Source organism: Paenibacillus sp. AK002 (assembly GCF_053903045.1).
Genome location: NZ_CP096377.1, coordinates 5,051,239 through 5,065,862 on the forward strand (window position 1 = coordinate 5,051,239; position 14,624 = coordinate 5,065,862).

A 14,624-nucleotide genomic window follows, 5' to 3' on the forward strand; every position below is an offset into this window, starting at 1 on the left:
TAACTAATATAACATAACCTTGAATTCTTATTGTCATTATAGGGGGACAATTAAAAAACCGCAACGGTTTTTTTCAAAAAAAACTTCCTTTATGTAATATAATCTAACATTAAGTGCATACAGTGCAAATCGTTGAACATGATGCTCAGTGAAGAATAAACTAGGCTTCAAGGTTTTTTGTCACAACTATGACGTTTGACTGTATGGTTGAAGATCATGTATCATATTTCTATTAAAATGAAAATATAAATGCATTCATTAATGTCCAATTCAATGAAGGCTTGCGAGGTGATGAATGATGGGGATCACGAGCGGAAACCTCTTCCGGATCGGTGAGCTGGCCAAGGCTGCCGGAATCAGCGAAAGAACCATTGACTACTATACGAAGCTGGGTTTGATCTCCCCTGAAAAACGGACGTTAAAAAACTACCGGCTGTACAGTTCTGAAACCTTAAGCACTCTCGAACGTATTAATCAGTTGAAGCAAGAGAAATATACTCTCGATGAGATTAAGGAGAGACTGGATCGCTGGAAGTCGGTTGCCGATGATTCCGAAATGACGGAGAAGCTAACCAAACTCGAAATACAGATGAAACAGCTGGAACGGGATGTCAAGGAGCTCAACCCGCTTCTTAGCGAATTAAAACCCAGTCAAGCACGGGAGGTGCTCGCTAACATTCTTCCCAAGGGAGCTGCCTGTATCGAGTCGCTGCAAATTTTGCTGAACCAGTTCACTTCGATGTAATGATGCAACACCAAATTGACAACTTTGTATGGGGGTATGATAAATGTATTCTGACTGGATGTTTATACTCATTATTATTGCGTTTATATTCTCTCTCTGGGCTCAGTTCCGGGTCAAAGGCACGTTCAACAAATGGGCCAAGGTTGAAAACAGCACCGGCATGACCGGATACGATGCAGCGCGTCATATGCTGGATGCCAACGGACTCCATGACGTACCGATTGAACCGGTGCCAGGCACGCTCTCTGACCATTATGACCCGACCAAACGCGTTGTCCGGTTGTCGGAGCCTGTTTATTACGAACGTACCATCTCGGCCGTCTCCGTCGCTTGTCACGAGGTAGGCCATGCGATCCAGCATGCGGAGCACTATCCGATGCTCGTAGCCCGTCACAAGATGTTCCCGGTCGTTAACTTTGCATCCGGTATCGCTCCGTTTCTCTTGATTGCCGGATTCCTGTTCCAAGCCATGAACCTGGTCGGTCTCGGGATTATCTTCTTCTCTTGCGCCGTTGCCTTCCAGCTTGTCACGTTGCCGGTCGAGTTTAACGCAAGCAACCGTGCCCGTCAGCTGATGGTTCAAGAAGGCTATATTGCCAATGACGAAGAACGCGGAGTCGCTAAGGTATTGAACGCTGCGGCCCTGACCTACGTCGCTGCAGCTTTGATCTCGCTGCTCGAGCTGATCCGTTACATCATGATCTTTACGAGCAACCGGGAATAAACCCGTTTGACATGTAGAACAACAATAAAGGGCTTTCCTCTCTACCTTGATTGGCGGAGACGGAAAGCCCTCTTTTTTATAATCACTTGATGATGTCCAGCTTGAATTCATGAAGCTTGACTATTAGGAGAAGAGAAGCGTCATTCCGCTTTCTCTTCCTTTTTCGGCGACGGATCAATGCCAAAATATTGAAGCAAAAACGCACGGAAGGCTTGCGCAACCGGTGGCAGCTTCTCGTCCGCGCGGTGAATCAGACCGATGGAACGCGTTACCTTCGGCTCCGAGATTCGGACGCGTGCCGGCTGAAGCGGATTCGTCTGGAACAGCGCCATTTCAGGTAGCAGGCTGACCCCCATGCCGGCAGCAACCAGCCCGCGGATCGTATCCGTCTCCTCGCCTTCAAAAGCAATTTTCGGCGTGAACCCGGCTTCCAGGCAGGCATGCCATACAATCGGGCGCAAGGAGTAGCCCTTGCTGAACAGCACAAAGCGCTCCTCCTTCAATTGCTCCAACTTGATGGACTGCTCCCCCGCAAGCGGGTGATTCGGCGGCAGGATCGCAAACAGCTCCTCTGTCAACACGATATCTCCGTCCACTTGATCGTGGCGATCCGGAAACGGAGACACAAACGCCAAATCCACTTCAGCCCCGACGACGTCCCGGATCAAAGTCGGGAACATGCCCTGCTTAAACCGGAACTTCACGTTCGGGTACTTCTTCCGAAATTCAGCCACGATGGACGGAATCAAATGTATGCCCAGGCTGTGAGGGAAACCGATGCGGATCTCCCCCTGCTCCGGGTCCAGGAATTCATGTATCTCGACGACCGCACGGTCCAAATCCTTCATAATGCTCTCCACCCGTTTGCAAAAAAGCTGGCCTACCGGGGTTAACTGCAGATTCCGGCCCTTTTGCATGAACAAATTAACACCCAGTTCTTCTTCCAACTGATGTATTTGACGGCTGACGGCCGACTGAGCCACATGAAGCTCTTCTGCCGCTTGGGTAACGTGTTCCTTTTGCGCAACCTTTACAAAGTATTGCAACTGTCGTAATTCCACGCCTTTTATCGCTCCATTCTTATTCCCTAGAAGACTTGAAGACTTTATCCAAATCATCCAATTCTATTATAACAGACCCTCTTAGGTCCGATTATGTTCGACGTTTGAATAATCGAATCATGAGACCGTAGAGGAAAAATCCGCCTACCAATCCGCCGACATGGGCTACAAGGCTGACCCCTGGGGTAAAAGAGAACAAGATCCCTAATATAAGCAGGGTGAACAGCGTCTTGCGGGACGACTCATCTATGACATGCCGCTGGAACAAGGCGATGTACAGATAAGCGCCATAAGCTCCGTATATGGCTCCTGAGGCGCCTACAAGGAAGGTATAGTCCTCCATGCGCTCATAATAAGCCAATCCGATTACATTACCGAGAACACCGCTGAGCAGATACAGAATGGCAAATTTCCAGCTCCCCATGATTCTCTCCAGCGGAGGAACAAATACCAGCAGTGCGAAGCTGTTGAACAACAAATGGTCAAATCCGTTATGGAGGAACATCGCCGTAAAGTATCTCCATGCCTGGTCGACGAACTGCGGCAAATCCGACAAAGCTCCATATTTCAGCAGCGTCATCGGATTTCTCGAACCGCCGTCAAAGGATGTAATCACAAACATCACCAGGTTGATCACAAGCAGCAGCGATGTAACGGGATAATAACGCAAATAACTTTTCCAATTCTCATAACGTACGAATATCATAGCATCCTCCTCATCCTAAACCAGGCCAGGGGTGCCCTTTAGTGGACATTCCCTTTTTAAAAAGATTATAATGTACCATGAACCTGATCACCAAACTTTGATATCCAAGGAGGAGATTTCTCATGGCTCAAGAACGTTCAGGAGCTGCCACTTTCAAGGGCAATCCTATTACACTCATCGGACCACAGCTCAAGGCTGGTGATGCCGCGCCGGATTTTACCGTGAGCAAGAACCTGCTCGAAGACGTATCTCTTAAAGATTATGCAGGTAAAATCAAGCTGATCAGCGTCGTTCCTTCCCTCGACACCGGGGTATGCGACGCACAGACGCGCCGTTTCAACGAAGAGGCCGCCGGACTTGGCGACGATGTCGTGATCCTTACAATCAGTGCCGACCTTCCGTTCGCCCAGGCCCGCTGGTGCGGAGCTGCAGGCGTTGACCGGGTCATTACGCTGTCCGACTATAAATCGCGTTCTTTCGGTGAAGCGTATGGCGTGCTCATCAAGGAGTTTCAGCTCGACATGCGTTCGATCTTCGTCGTGGATGCTAACGATACCATCACCTACGTAGAATACCTTGGCGAAATGACGGAGCACCCGAATTACGAAGCTGCCATCGATGCCGTGAAATCTCTGCGTTAACACGCCGAAGGCTACATATGCGGCACACTTTTAAAAAGCGGGAGAGCAGCTCTCCCGCTTTTTCTTATTCTACTAAGCATCCACTTTATACTTGCTCAGTTTTTTGTCCAGTACAGCGTACAGGTTCAAGATGACCCGATAGTTCGCCCCCAGATCCCCAAGGGAACCGCGGGATGCCGAATACATATCAACTGCGCTGCGAACCGGACTGATGCCGAGCACGGATACGGTAATGTCCAGTGTACGTCCAAAGGAGGTTCTTTTCTCTAACGTGATTTCTCCCACGGATTTTACCTCATGCAGAACTTTGTAACCCGGAATTTTTTTCAGTGTCGAGGAAACCTCTTCAAAACACTTTTCTTTTGAAAGATTGTAATAACGCGTCTTCAGCTTGGGATCTTTAGCACGGTCGCTTGTGCCGTCATAGCTGCGCACGATACCGATTAGAACTCGTTTTAATGACAAAGACCGTTCCTCCTTTATAAATGACCGTTCCTTTCCATACTCTAGTTTAACATTGTTTATGCTTTCAGCAAACCTTTATATACAGCAAAAAGGCACCTCTTTCACTTCGAATTCGAAATAAAAGAGGTGCCCATTCATTGGCTTGACGAAACCCGCCTATGCCGTCCGGTAAACATTGTCTTCGAACCTGCTATAGCAGGTGGGTGACCGCAGAACCGCTTATGAATTCCCCTTGTCATATAGACAGGGCATTTCAGCCACGATTACGTATAGATCTCCCTAGACATCGTCATTGGTTCAAAACAACGGAAAACCGAAACGAACATCGCAGGATGTAGTCTTATTATAGGGGGTTTTGCCGGAAAAGTAAACCTCTCGTTATTTAAGGTTTCGATCCGTTCTCTCCCTTTTTGGCAGAATCCATGCTTTCCAGAAGAGCTTGCTCGGTTTCCGACTCCTCTTCCTCGGCCTTCTTCATTTTTTCCTGCTGCTCCTGCATTTTGGTAAAGGTCGCATAGAAGTTAAAGAACGCGAACAAGGCCATCAGGCAGAACAGGAAGAACACGAAGAGCACCGGCATTTGCGTGCCGATATACGCCAAGACAGCGCTTCCGATCAAAGTCGAAAATACGCGGAACGGACGAATCAGAGTCAGCAGCACCGCATTTTTTAGGAGCTGAGTCGTTTTCATCTCATAATGAACGGTCATGGAGAAGAAATTAAACAGGGAGACAAACAGTACAATGAGCAGCACCAGCATCACGATGCCGACAAGCTGGAAACCATCGAGCTGCGTCATATAAACCGTGTAATCCACGTACATAATCACGAACAGCAGCGTATAAAAAATACCGCCGATCATGCTCTGCTTGTAATTTTCCTTATAGCCCTTAAAGAACGTTTTGAACACGGACACGTCCGGGTTGCCCATTACCCATTTCCGAACAACGGTAAATAAAGCCGCCGTAGCCGGAAATAGAACAAACGGTGATAATATTCCCAGGATCCAGTTCGACAGCAGCTGCTCGTTATGCGCTTCCGGCGTCTGAACGGCCATTAGGAATTTGGTTAGAACGATAAACAGGAAAGGCGATGTACAAATAACCCACAAGATGTTCGAAAAAGCAATACGGGTAATCCACTCGGTGAGCTTATATAAGCCACCCATGGCTCCTTTCATTTCCAAATCCGTTTCCTCCTCACTCAAATCATGCATGTATCTATTAATATACCTTATTTTGTACATGCATTGCCAGAGCCTAATTTATACGATCCTGGGTGTATATCCAATCCAATGGCCCTGTTTCCCCATACGATATCACGTAATCCATTCAACAAGCTTGAATTTCCAAATTTAAAGAGGAGGGATTATGTATGTCTTGTGAAGGTGGCGGAGGTTACGGCTACGGAAATAACGTCGGTATTGTCCTGGTTCTGTTCATTCTGCTTGTAATTATTCTCAGCACATTCTATATCTAATGTCTCTTTAGTCATTATCGTGAAACAGATAGGCTGATCGTGGGTTTAAACTGCGCGGTTAATGGGGATGCACTCAGGGTGCATCCTCTTTAACCATGAACAAAAGACGAAGCGCGGCTCCACTTGGCGTGGGCTGCTGCTTCGTCTTTTGGTTTTTCGGCAAGTTACTTCCGGTAAGGGAAGTTAGCCGTTATTATTCGTCCCCGCTCCGGTTAGGACGACGCTCTCCGCCGCTATAGGAACGCGGTTTGCGGTCACCGCTGTTGTTGCGGTCACGGTTGTAACCACCGCCATCGCGATCACGGTTGTAACCACCACCGCCGTCACGGTTGTATCCGCCTTTGGAGTAGCCGCCACGGTTACCGCCGCCGCCGCTTCCTCCGTCACGGCGATATCCGCCGCTGTTGCCGCGTCCCCCATAACCGCCGCTAGGCTTGCGGCCATTACGGATATCCGGCTTCCGGCGTTTGGCGCGGATCGGATCCTCAGGGGTAAGGTGAATATCGGAAGCTTCCTTCTTGTCGCCTGTCAGGATTTTCATTGCAGCTGCAAGCAATTGTACGGAATCGTACTGCTCCAGCAATTGAATGGCAAGACCTTTGTACTCGGTCAATTCCCCTTGCTCAATGATTTCAAGCACGCGCTCAGCGATGATGCGCTGTTTACCTTCGATCGCTTCGGCAATCGTTGGCAGCGGCTTGCGCGGAATACGGTGGCGCGTCACACGCTCGATGAAATACAGATGATCCATTTCACGCGGCGTCACGAAGGACCAGGCTGTACCTTCCTTGCCCGCACGGCCCGTACGTCCAATACGGTGTACATAGCTTTCCGGATCTTGCGGCAAGTCGAAGTTTACGACATGGGTAACGCCGGATACGTCGAGACCCCGCGCTGCCACGTCTGTCGCCACGAGAACATCGATGCTGCCGTCGCGGAATTTACGCATGACGGTATCGCGTTGGTGCTGGGACAGGTCGCCATGGAGGCCATCTGCCGAATATCCGCGTTTTTGCAGGGCTTCTGCCAATTCGTCGACGCGGCGCTTGGTACGTCCGAAAACAATCGCAAGCTCAGGCGACTCCATATCCAGAAGGCGGCTCAAGGCTTCGAATTTTTGACGTTCAGGAACTTCGATATATGCTTGGTCGATCAGTGGAGCACTAACGTGCTTAGGAATAACGGATACATGCTCAGGTTCCTTTAGGAACTGGGATGCCAACTTCTGAATGTTAGCGGGCATAGTTGCGGAGAACAGCAAGGTTTGACGTTCTTCAGGAACAAGCTTAAGGATCGACTGGATGTCTTCCATGAAGCCCATGTCCAGCATTTCATCCGCTTCGTCCAATACAACGGTTTGTACGTCATCAAGACGGATGGTTTTTCTGTTGATGTGGTCAAGTAATCGACCCGGTGTACCGATAATAATCTGAGGCTTTCTTTTCAAAGCGCGGATTTGACGCCCGATATCCTGTCCACCGTAAATAGCCAAGGAACGGATTCCTTTAAAACGGGACAGCTTGCCGATTTCTTCAGCAACCTGAATGGCAAGTTCACGGGTCGGTGTCATAATGAGGGCGACGATACGCTCCTCTTCCTTGGCGATTTTGTGGATAAGAGGTAGGCCGAATGCTGCTGTCTTACCTGTACCAGTCTGTGCTTGTCCAATCATATCCTTGCCGGTTAGAGCAATCGGAATCGATTGGGATTGAATCGGTGTGGCTTCCTCAAAGCCAAGCTCAGTGATTGCTTGCAGCACGCGCGGCTCCAAGCCAAAATCTGCGAAATTTTTCAATAGGTTCATACTCCTTCTATCTGTGGACTTCCACTTTCTTCTCTGTATTCTTAAGTAGTGGTAACGTTTATAGGCTTTCCCGGCCAGCAGGATTTTCTGCACGAGGTGAACCGGTATATTTCTCTTATCACCAGTATGGTGACTGGTTAATGTATAATCATCCTGATAAGCTTGCAAAGTTATCAATGTAACGGACTACTCAAGAATATCCAATACATTATATCACAAAACATTTCTGGAATACCAGCAAGCTTAAAGAAGTCATAATAACCGGGAGGTGATTCCTATGTTGAAGCGTCTATGGACCTATTTCTCGATCGTATTCGGGGGCATGATTATCGCCGCCGGATTCAATTTGTTTCTGATTCCTCATCATCTGCTCAGCGGCGGCGTATCCGGCGTGGCCCTCGTGATCGGTTATTTCACGCCGCTTAATATCAGCATTATGTATTTTGTGCTCAACATTCCGATCCTGATCACCGGCTGGTTCAAGCTGGGCAAAAGGTTCGTCGGTCTCAGCATCCTCTCGGTTATCGTCACAACCTTGTTTCTTGAGCTCATCCCGGTGAATCATGTTGCAACCGATGTGCTGCTGTCCTCGGTTTTCGGCGGCGTGCTTGTCGGGTTCGGCACCGGCCTCTCCTTTCGGGTCGGCGGTTCAACCGGGGGCTTCGATATCATCGGCTCCCTGGTCACGAAACATCGGGACTTCCCAGTCGGCAGCGTACTGGTGACGCTGAACGCCATCGTCATCATGGCGGTGGCTTATCTGGAGCAGGATTGGAACCTGGCGCTCGCTTCCATGGCCTCCATCTATGTTGCCGGTAAAATGGTGGACATGCTTCACATCAGCCACATCAAGGTGACCGTCTTTATCGTCACGAACCGGACGGAGGCCTTGCTGGAGAAGCTGCTCAAGCGCCCCCGCGGCATAACCAAGATCAAAACCCAGGGAGCTTTCAGCCATAAAGAGAAGGATATGCTCATGACCGTCACGACGCGATACGAGCTGGCTGAGCTGAAACAAATCATTACGGAAACCGATCCCGAGGCTTTCGTCAATATCGTGGAAACGACGGCCGTCATGGGGCAATTCCGCAAGAACTAAATATTTACCAGGGTGTGAGGGAAAGGTAAATTTGTGGTATAATATTTGTGCGCGGTTCCTACAATATTCATGAGATCTGATTCCCGGGCGTACGCTCAGGCCCAATTTTAATTGTTTTTCCGTTTTACAAAAGAACGTCCTGCCTAACCAATTCGGAAGGAAAGGGTGATTTTTATGGAAATGGAAACGGTAAAATTGTCACAAATCGTCATGAAGTGGTTCCCGGAAATGATACCGTTCTTCAGACAGAACGAATTGAATTCCATGATCGTTCTTAGGGACGGGCTGAGTATTCTGGAGCAGGAGGACGCTCTTGAGATCATTCAGTTCAGCATTTGCGAACATCAGAATCAAACTCCGCTTCATTAATTTTAAAGCAACACGCGATCATTGCACGAGAAATGCCGTTCTTCTCCGGTTCAGGTAAAATCCACCGGTGAAAAACGGCATTTTTTTAAGAGAAAATGTGAATTCTATAAGCACGTCATTTCCCGTTAAGCGGCATAATGCCGCATGTAACCGCTATCTATCTTCTTTGTGTTTCTAATCCGACTTGTCACTCCCCTTGTTCACACGTTGTTCACGGTAAACTTGCCGCTAATGTCGAACTTTAGCGTTTAAAACGCCCTCCACCCGTTTAATGAACTAGGTACGCTCGCCCACCGTTTCCAATTTATTGTCGATTGTAACAATCCTGTTCTTTTTGAAGGCAACCGTTCCTTTATAATCATGATGTGAATGTACACAAGGGAGAGAGTAATTATGAATATCATCTTGGCTTTATTCATCTTGGCATCCGCGGGTTTAGGCAGTTCCAGTCCGCAGGAAGGCAATCTAACCGCCAAACTTCAGGCCTCATTAAACACCGCCATGATCCAGGGCATGCACCAAAACAACAGCCAAGGCAACGGCCAAACCGAGGGCAAAGGCCAGGGGCAAAGCGGCATCAAGCCGAACACGACCGCAATCGATCCGCAGGTCGAGGCGCCTAAAGTCAAGGGCATTTATGTAACGGCTTATAGCGCAGGTGGCTCCAGAATGAATCAGCTGGTGGATCTTTTGGACAAGACGGAGCTCAATGCCATGGTCATCGACATCAAGGATGATGAAGGATACATAACGTACAAGACCGATAATCCTAAACTGAAGGAGCTCGGCAAATCCCAGCCGTTTATCAAAGACATCAAGCAGCTGATGAAGCGGTTGGAGAAACACGATATCTATCCGATCGCCAGGGTTGTTGTGTTCAAGGATACCATTCTTGCCAAGAAAAACCCGGAGCTTTCCTTCCGTAAAAGCGATGGCACCGTATGGACCAACGGCGGCGGCGACAGCTTCGTCAACCCGTACAGCAAAGAGGTATGGGATTACAACATCGAGATCGCCAAAGAAGCCGCCAAACTCGGATTCAAGGAAATCCAGTTCGATTATGTTCGTTTTCCGGAAGGCTTCGAGAAACGGGCCGGTTCCCTGAAATATACCAAGACGGATCAATCGCGCGTGGACGTGGTATCCGATTTTGTGCAGTATGCTCGGGAAGAGCTCGCGCCGCTCGGCATCCGCGTATCCGTTGACATCTTCGGCTATGCGGCCTCGGTGCCTGCGGCAGAAGGCATCGGGCAGGACTTCGTCAAAATCTCCAAAAACGTCGATATCATCAGTCCGATGGTATACCCGAGCCATTACACGGCGGGCTGGTTCGGCTCCCCCGTTCCGGACAAGGCTCCTTACCAGACCATCAAGGGATCTATGGAAGACACCCACAAAAAGCTCGATGAGCTGGGAGAGCAGAAGCCGATCATCCGGCCTTGGATTCAGGACTTTACCGCCAGCTGGCTCGGAAGCGGAAATTATGCCAAATACGGCAAAAAGGAAATCGAGGAGCAGATTCGCGCCCTCAAAGACACGAACGTCGATGAATATTTACTCTGGAATGCTTCCAACCGTTATACGGAAGGCGTCACTCATAAATAATCACTCATCCGTTTGGAAAGGGTCGGCCATCATTCATGGCCGGCCCTTTCTTCCGTTTAAACGATCGATGAACCCCTCTCTTGACAGTCAATGCTATGATGAAGATTAGGGCCGGACTTCCGGCCATGAACAAGCAAGCTGACGCACCCCAATTCAAACGCTGGTTGAGTTACGGCTTGCCGCTCAATAAGCCCGTTATTGTGCCCGCTCAGGGACGGGGCCTACAATATAGGAACAGCGTCATAAAACTTCAACGAAAGAAAGGCAAATCACAATGCAACCGACCACTACAACGCGGGGAAAGCTGAAACAATTCGCGATCATTCTCATCCCCATTCTCGTAACGCAGCTTGCTTTATCGGCCATTACTTTTTTTGACACCAACATGTCGGGAAAATTCAGCTCGGTCGACTTGGCAGGCGTAGCCATCGCTACAAGCATTTGGATTCCGGTCCAAACCGGACTCAGCGGAATTCTAATGGGGATCACCCCCATCGTTTCGCAGCTCGTCGGCGGACGACAGGAACAAAAAGTCGCCTATCAGGTCAACCAGGCGCTCTGGCTGTCCGTCTTACTCGCCATCGTCGTCCTTGCGATCGGGTATGCCGTCGTACCGAGCATTCTTGGTGCCATGAACCTGGAGCCTGAGGTTCGGCGTATTGCTTCCCAATTTCTCGCCGCCATCTCGATCGGCATCATTCCGTTGTTTGCCTACACCGTGCTTCGCAGCTTCATCGATGCGCTCGGGCAAACGAAAATTTCGATGGTCATCACGTTGATCACCCTCCCGGTGAACGTAGGCTTGAATGCCCTATTGATCTATGGTTTCTGGGGCTTTCCGCAATTGGGAGGCGTAGGTGCCGGCCTGGCGTCCGCCATTACCTATTGGACGGTTCTGGCGATCGCCATCGTCATCATCCATAGAAATCACCCATTCTCTCCATTCGGTATCTTCAGGCAGCTTCGGGGAGTATCCCTGAGCGCTTGGAAGGGCCTGTTAAAAATCGGCGTGCCGATCGGGTTCTCGATTTTTCTCGAGACCGCAGTCTTCGCCGCGGTGACTTTGCTCATGAGCAGCTTTGACACGGCTACCATTGCCGCGCATCAGGCCGCCTTGAATTTCGCTACGACACTGTACATGCTGCCGTTAAGCATATGCATGAGCTTAACCATTCTTGTAGGCTTTGAAGCTGGCTCGGGCCGGATGAAGGATGCCTGGAAGTACGCCAAACTCGGCATCGGGACGGCCGTCATCCTGTCGCTGATCACCGCTGTCGTCCTGTTTATGGCCGGCCGCCAGGTTGCCGGTTTATATTCCAACGAGCCTGAGGTCGTGGCGTTGATCCAGCATTTCCTGCTGTTCGCGATTTTCTTCCAGATCTCGGACGCGATCGCCACGCCGACCCAAGGAGCGCTGCGAGGCTACAAAGACGTTAACGTCGCTTTTATGCTCGCTTTTCTATCGTTCTGGGTCATTGGCCTGCCTGTGGGATACGTGCTCGCCAACTATACCGATTGGCAAGCCTTCGGCTACTGGATCGGGTTGATCACGGGTCTTGGGGTAGGCGCGGTCCTGATGCTTATGCGCTTGGTCAAAGTCCAACGCAAGTTCGCTGGCCAGGCAAAGGCAACGTCCTTATCCGCATCATAAGACAACGGACCGCATATCGCGGAAGTTGTTATTGCGATATCAGGATGGTCTAACATCTATACTAAAAAAAGACCGTCTCCAAGCAGAATGGATTCTGCCATGGAGACGGTCTTTTATCGATATCGTCAAAACGGACTTATTGGGACAATCGCAATGCCAGATCGTACAGATCCCGGTCGAATTCCTTCTTGGTGTTAACGACCTTGTCAATATCCGTAAGGACCAGTTCGCCTTTGATGATGCCGCATCCTTTGTCGGATTGGCCATCAATCAGGCTGCGAACCGCAAAATCGCCGAGACGGCTTGCCAGGTTGCGGTCAAACGGAGTCGGAGCTCCGCCGCGCTGGATATGACCAAGCACGGTTACGCGGGCATCGATTGACGCATGGCACTCTTTCAGATCGTGAACAACGTCCTCGCCGCGTCCGACCCCTTCCGCTACGATAATGATGCTGTGACGCTTGCCTTTGGCAAAATTCTCGCGAAGACGCGTCGCCACTTCATCAAGATTGTATTCCACTTCCGGCACCAGGATGGTCTCCGCTCCGGAAGCCAGGCCCGCGTGAAGGGCGATGTCACCGCAGTGGCGTCCCATAACCTCTACAACCGACGAGCGGGCATGGGAAGACATCGTATCGCGCAATTTGTTTACAGCGTCTACAACGACGCTGACCGCTGTATCAAAACCGATCGTATAATCGGTAAAGGAAATATCATTATCAATCGTGCCCGGAAGACCCATCGTTTTGATTCCGAGCTTGCTCAGCTTGTTCGCACCTTGGTACGAGCCGTCTCCGCCGATGACGACCAGACCGTCGATGCCGTGCTGATTCAGAATGTCGGCGCCTTTCTGCTGCCCTTCCGCCGTCTTGAACTCCTCACAACGGGCGGAACGAAGAATCGTGCCTCCGCGCTGGATGATATCCCCTACGCTGCGAAGGTCCATTTTGATAATGTCGTTTTCCAGAAGACCTTGGTAACCGCGTTGAATCCCGTATACCTCTAGTCCATAATACAAACCGCTTCGTACAACGGCGCGCAGCGCCGCGTTCATCCCTTGGGAATCGCCACCACTTGTAAGAACTGCAATTTTTTTAACCTCTGCCATGTCTCTTTTCCTCCTTCAATGTCACTCATGCTTATGCTTACGAATCCATCGGCTGTTGACGTAGAAAAAAATCCGAGTCATCGGGCTCTTCTTCATCAAACGTTTGGATACGGTGCGAACCAGTTGCTGCTCGCTGACTTTTGGATCGGATAAATATAACGCCAGTAACCCCTCAATGATCATACGATGAAAAGGGGTCGAGGGAATCGTTCTGACATCCTTCCGGGCCCACTCAACAATGGAAGCTATACGGTTCAGCATCGTATCGGCATCTTCGTAATAATTACAAAAGTTCAGATCGCCGCCCAGCCTGTCTTCGTCTTGATCAATAAGATAATCCAGCATAATGTGGAGACTGCATACATTCGGAAAATAAGACGCATGAATGGACGATGCATCCTCGTCATCCAGAAACGGATCGGTTGCAGCCAAGAACAGCATGAATACACCCAAGGTTGATCCCGTTGCAGCCGCAAACTCGTTCCACCGCAGATGCGGTGTCCGGTGTGCATGCCGGGACCACCATTCAAGCAATGCCGCTTCTCTCTTATCCGGATGGATGTGCTTGTATACCTGCAAATCGGTATAAAGCCCAGCCAAATCCCTTATGTAGGGCTTTGCCGCTTCATATCCTGATAATTGCCCGATGCAATCCCGGCATTTCTGCACAAGGCGGAGAAGATAACCTCCGTCCTCCCTTTCGGACCGGAGCGCGTAATAATCAGCCGGCTCCACTTCAGGTGTAACGGCATCCAGCATCGACTGATGGAGCTGTCTGAAATCCGCTGGATCCAGCGAAGTACTGCGGTCACATAAATTATCGAGATAATCGCTAATTGTCTGGTAAGCTACAATCAATGGAATCAGAATGTGCTTTTCCGGCAGATTGGCTGCGGCATACACCGCACCGCCCTGGCAGTGAAATCTTTTGGTATCTATACTGGCCAGTGCCTGCTTTCGTAGCTCCTCATCCGGAATTTGCTCAGCCTCCCGGCGCCACTTCTCCAATTCGCTCCGCACTTCCGGGAGTATGAATTTGTACACCCGGCTCATCAGCCCGACCGGACTGCGCGGAACCTTACGGCTTAGCTCTTGATTATTCAATGAACTCTGCCTCCACATGGTTGTCTTTTTATACCTATCCAAATCAAACCTATTATAATATGA

General features: G+C 49.8%; 15 protein-coding genes and 1 other RNA gene. 8 read left to right on the plus strand and 8 right to left on the minus strand.

Features of this window, described 5'->3' with window-relative positions; translation table 11 throughout:
- Positions 1-295: 295 nt before the first annotated feature.
- Together M1D70_RS22545 and M1D70_RS22550 are read left to right on the plus strand one after the other, a co-directional pair.
- A complete protein-coding gene (locus tag M1D70_RS22545; protein ID WP_009594823.1) occupies positions 296-745 on the plus strand; it encodes a MerR family transcriptional regulator in 450 nt (149 codons plus the stop codon).
- Positions 746-788: 43 nt separating this feature from the next.
- Positions 789-1,469: a zinc metallopeptidase gene (locus M1D70_RS22550; protein WP_009594846.1), complete on the plus strand. Its 681-nt coding sequence runs from the start codon at positions 789-791 to the stop codon at positions 1,467-1,469.
- 140 nt (positions 1,470-1,609) lie between these two features.
- On the opposite strand, the gene M1D70_RS22555 is transcribed toward M1D70_RS22550, so the two are convergent.
- Both M1D70_RS22555 and M1D70_RS22560 read right to left on the minus strand, forming a co-directional pair.
- The gene (locus tag M1D70_RS22555) at positions 1,610-2,530 is read right to left on the minus strand and encodes a LysR family transcriptional regulator (protein ID WP_009594790.1); all 921 of its coding nucleotides are present in this window, start codon (positions 2,528-2,530) and stop codon (positions 1,610-1,612) included.
- Positions 2,531-2,621: 91 nt separating this feature from the next.
- Positions 2,622-3,236 carry a rhomboid family intramembrane serine protease gene (locus M1D70_RS22560; RefSeq protein ID WP_009594817.1) on the minus strand — a complete coding sequence of 205 codons (615 nt, stop codon included), beginning with the start codon at positions 3,234-3,236 and terminating at the stop codon, positions 2,622-2,624.
- Between the two features lie 122 nt (positions 3,237-3,358).
- Here M1D70_RS22560 and tpx point away from each other — a divergent pair, with 122 nt between their 5' ends.
- Entirely contained in the window at positions 3,359-3,877 is a 519-nt protein-coding gene (gene tpx / locus M1D70_RS22565; RefSeq protein ID WP_009594784.1) for a thiol peroxidase, read from the plus strand.
- A 72-nt stretch (positions 3,878-3,949) separates the two neighbouring features.
- On the opposite strand, the gene M1D70_RS22570 is transcribed toward tpx, so the two are convergent.
- From M1D70_RS22570 to M1D70_RS22580, 3 genes are all read right to left on the minus strand, one after another.
- On the minus strand, positions 3,950-4,342 hold the full coding sequence (locus M1D70_RS22570) for a DUF1499 domain-containing protein (protein WP_006211699.1): 393 nt from the start codon (positions 4,340-4,342) through the stop codon (positions 3,950-3,952).
- A 145-nt stretch (positions 4,343-4,487) separates the two neighbouring features.
- Positions 4,488-4,679: non-coding RNA, 6S RNA (ssrS, locus tag M1D70_RS22575), on the minus strand.
- Positions 4,680-4,724: 45 nt separating this feature from the next.
- Positions 4,725-5,528 carry a YesL family protein gene (locus M1D70_RS22580; protein ID WP_015736695.1) on the minus strand — a complete coding sequence of 268 codons (804 nt, stop codon included), beginning with the start codon at positions 5,526-5,528 and terminating at the stop codon, positions 4,725-4,727.
- A 188-nt stretch (positions 5,529-5,716) separates the two neighbouring features.
- Between M1D70_RS22580 and M1D70_RS22585 the strand changes: the two genes are divergently transcribed.
- On the plus strand, positions 5,717-5,821 hold the full coding sequence (locus M1D70_RS22585) for a YjcZ family sporulation protein (protein ID WP_207797483.1): 105 nt from the start codon (positions 5,717-5,719) through the stop codon (positions 5,819-5,821).
- Positions 5,822-6,014: 193 nt separating this feature from the next.
- On the opposite strand, the gene M1D70_RS22590 is transcribed toward M1D70_RS22585, so the two are convergent.
- Positions 6,015-7,616 (minus strand): DEAD/DEAH box helicase, encoded by a 1,602-nt coding sequence (locus M1D70_RS22590; protein WP_009594830.1) that lies wholly within the window; start codon positions 7,614-7,616, stop codon positions 6,015-6,017.
- A gap of 286 nt (positions 7,617-7,902) precedes the next feature.
- Here M1D70_RS22590 and M1D70_RS22595 point away from each other — a divergent pair, with 286 nt between their 5' ends.
- The 4 genes from M1D70_RS22595 (at position 7,903) to M1D70_RS22610 (ending at position 12,349) form a co-directional block, all read left to right on the plus strand.
- Complete coding sequence (locus M1D70_RS22595; RefSeq protein ID WP_009594844.1) at positions 7,903-8,724, plus strand: YitT family protein; 822 nt, start codon at positions 7,903-7,905, stop codon at positions 8,722-8,724.
- Between the two features lie 174 nt (positions 8,725-8,898).
- Complete coding sequence (locus M1D70_RS22600; RefSeq protein WP_006211704.1) at positions 8,899-9,093, plus strand: hypothetical protein; 195 nt, start codon at positions 8,899-8,901, stop codon at positions 9,091-9,093.
- A gap of 393 nt (positions 9,094-9,486) precedes the next feature.
- A complete protein-coding gene (locus tag M1D70_RS22605; RefSeq protein ID WP_009594810.1) occupies positions 9,487-10,698 on the plus strand; it encodes a putative glycoside hydrolase in 1,212 nt (403 codons plus the stop codon).
- A gap of 274 nt (positions 10,699-10,972) precedes the next feature.
- Complete coding sequence (locus M1D70_RS22610) at positions 10,973-12,349, plus strand: MATE family efflux transporter (protein ID WP_456288011.1); 1,377 nt, start codon at positions 10,973-10,975, stop codon at positions 12,347-12,349.
- Between the two features lie 136 nt (positions 12,350-12,485).
- Here the strand turns inward: M1D70_RS22610 and pfkA are convergent, their stop codons facing one another.
- A complete protein-coding gene (gene pfkA, locus M1D70_RS22615) occupies positions 12,486-13,457 on the minus strand; it encodes a 6-phosphofructokinase (protein ID WP_009594803.1) in 972 nt (323 codons plus the stop codon).
- Positions 13,458-13,478: 21 nt separating this feature from the next.
- Positions 13,479-14,561 carry a tetraprenyl-beta-curcumene synthase family protein gene (locus tag M1D70_RS22620; RefSeq protein ID WP_009594857.1) on the minus strand — a complete coding sequence of 361 codons (1,083 nt, stop codon included), beginning with the start codon at positions 14,559-14,561 and terminating at the stop codon, positions 13,479-13,481.
- Positions 14,562-14,624: the final 63 nt, after the last annotated feature.

What these genes read in the sequence shown, in the direction of transcription:
- M1D70_RS22545 (WP_009594823.1), top strand. Translation starts at nt 296, where the DNA reads ATGATGGGGATCACGAGCGGAAACCTCTTCCGGATCGGTGAGCTGGCC.
- M1D70_RS22550 (WP_009594846.1), top strand. Translation starts at nt 789, where the DNA reads ATGTATTCTGACTGGATGTTTATACTCATTATTATTGCGTTTATATTC.
- M1D70_RS22560 (WP_009594817.1), bottom strand. Translation starts at nt 3,236, where the DNA reads ATGATATTCGTACGTTATGAGAATTGGAAAAGTTATTTGCGTTATTAT.
- tpx (WP_009594784.1), top strand. Translation starts at nt 3,359, where the DNA reads ATGGCTCAAGAACGTTCAGGAGCTGCCACTTTCAAGGGCAATCCTATT.
- M1D70_RS22585 (WP_207797483.1), top strand. Translation starts at nt 5,717, where the DNA reads ATGTCTTGTGAAGGTGGCGGAGGTTACGGCTACGGAAATAACGTCGGT.
- M1D70_RS22595 (WP_009594844.1), top strand. Translation starts at nt 7,903, where the DNA reads ATGTTGAAGCGTCTATGGACCTATTTCTCGATCGTATTCGGGGGCATG.
- M1D70_RS22600 (WP_006211704.1), top strand. Translation starts at nt 8,899, where the DNA reads ATGGAAATGGAAACGGTAAAATTGTCACAAATCGTCATGAAGTGGTTC.
- M1D70_RS22605 (WP_009594810.1), top strand. Translation starts at nt 9,487, where the DNA reads ATGAATATCATCTTGGCTTTATTCATCTTGGCATCCGCGGGTTTAGGC.
- M1D70_RS22610 (WP_456288011.1), top strand. Translation starts at nt 10,973, where the DNA reads ATGCAACCGACCACTACAACGCGGGGAAAGCTGAAACAATTCGCGATC.
- pfkA (WP_009594803.1), bottom strand. Translation starts at nt 13,457, where the DNA reads ATGGCAGAGGTTAAAAAAATTGCAGTTCTTACAAGTGGTGGCGATTCC.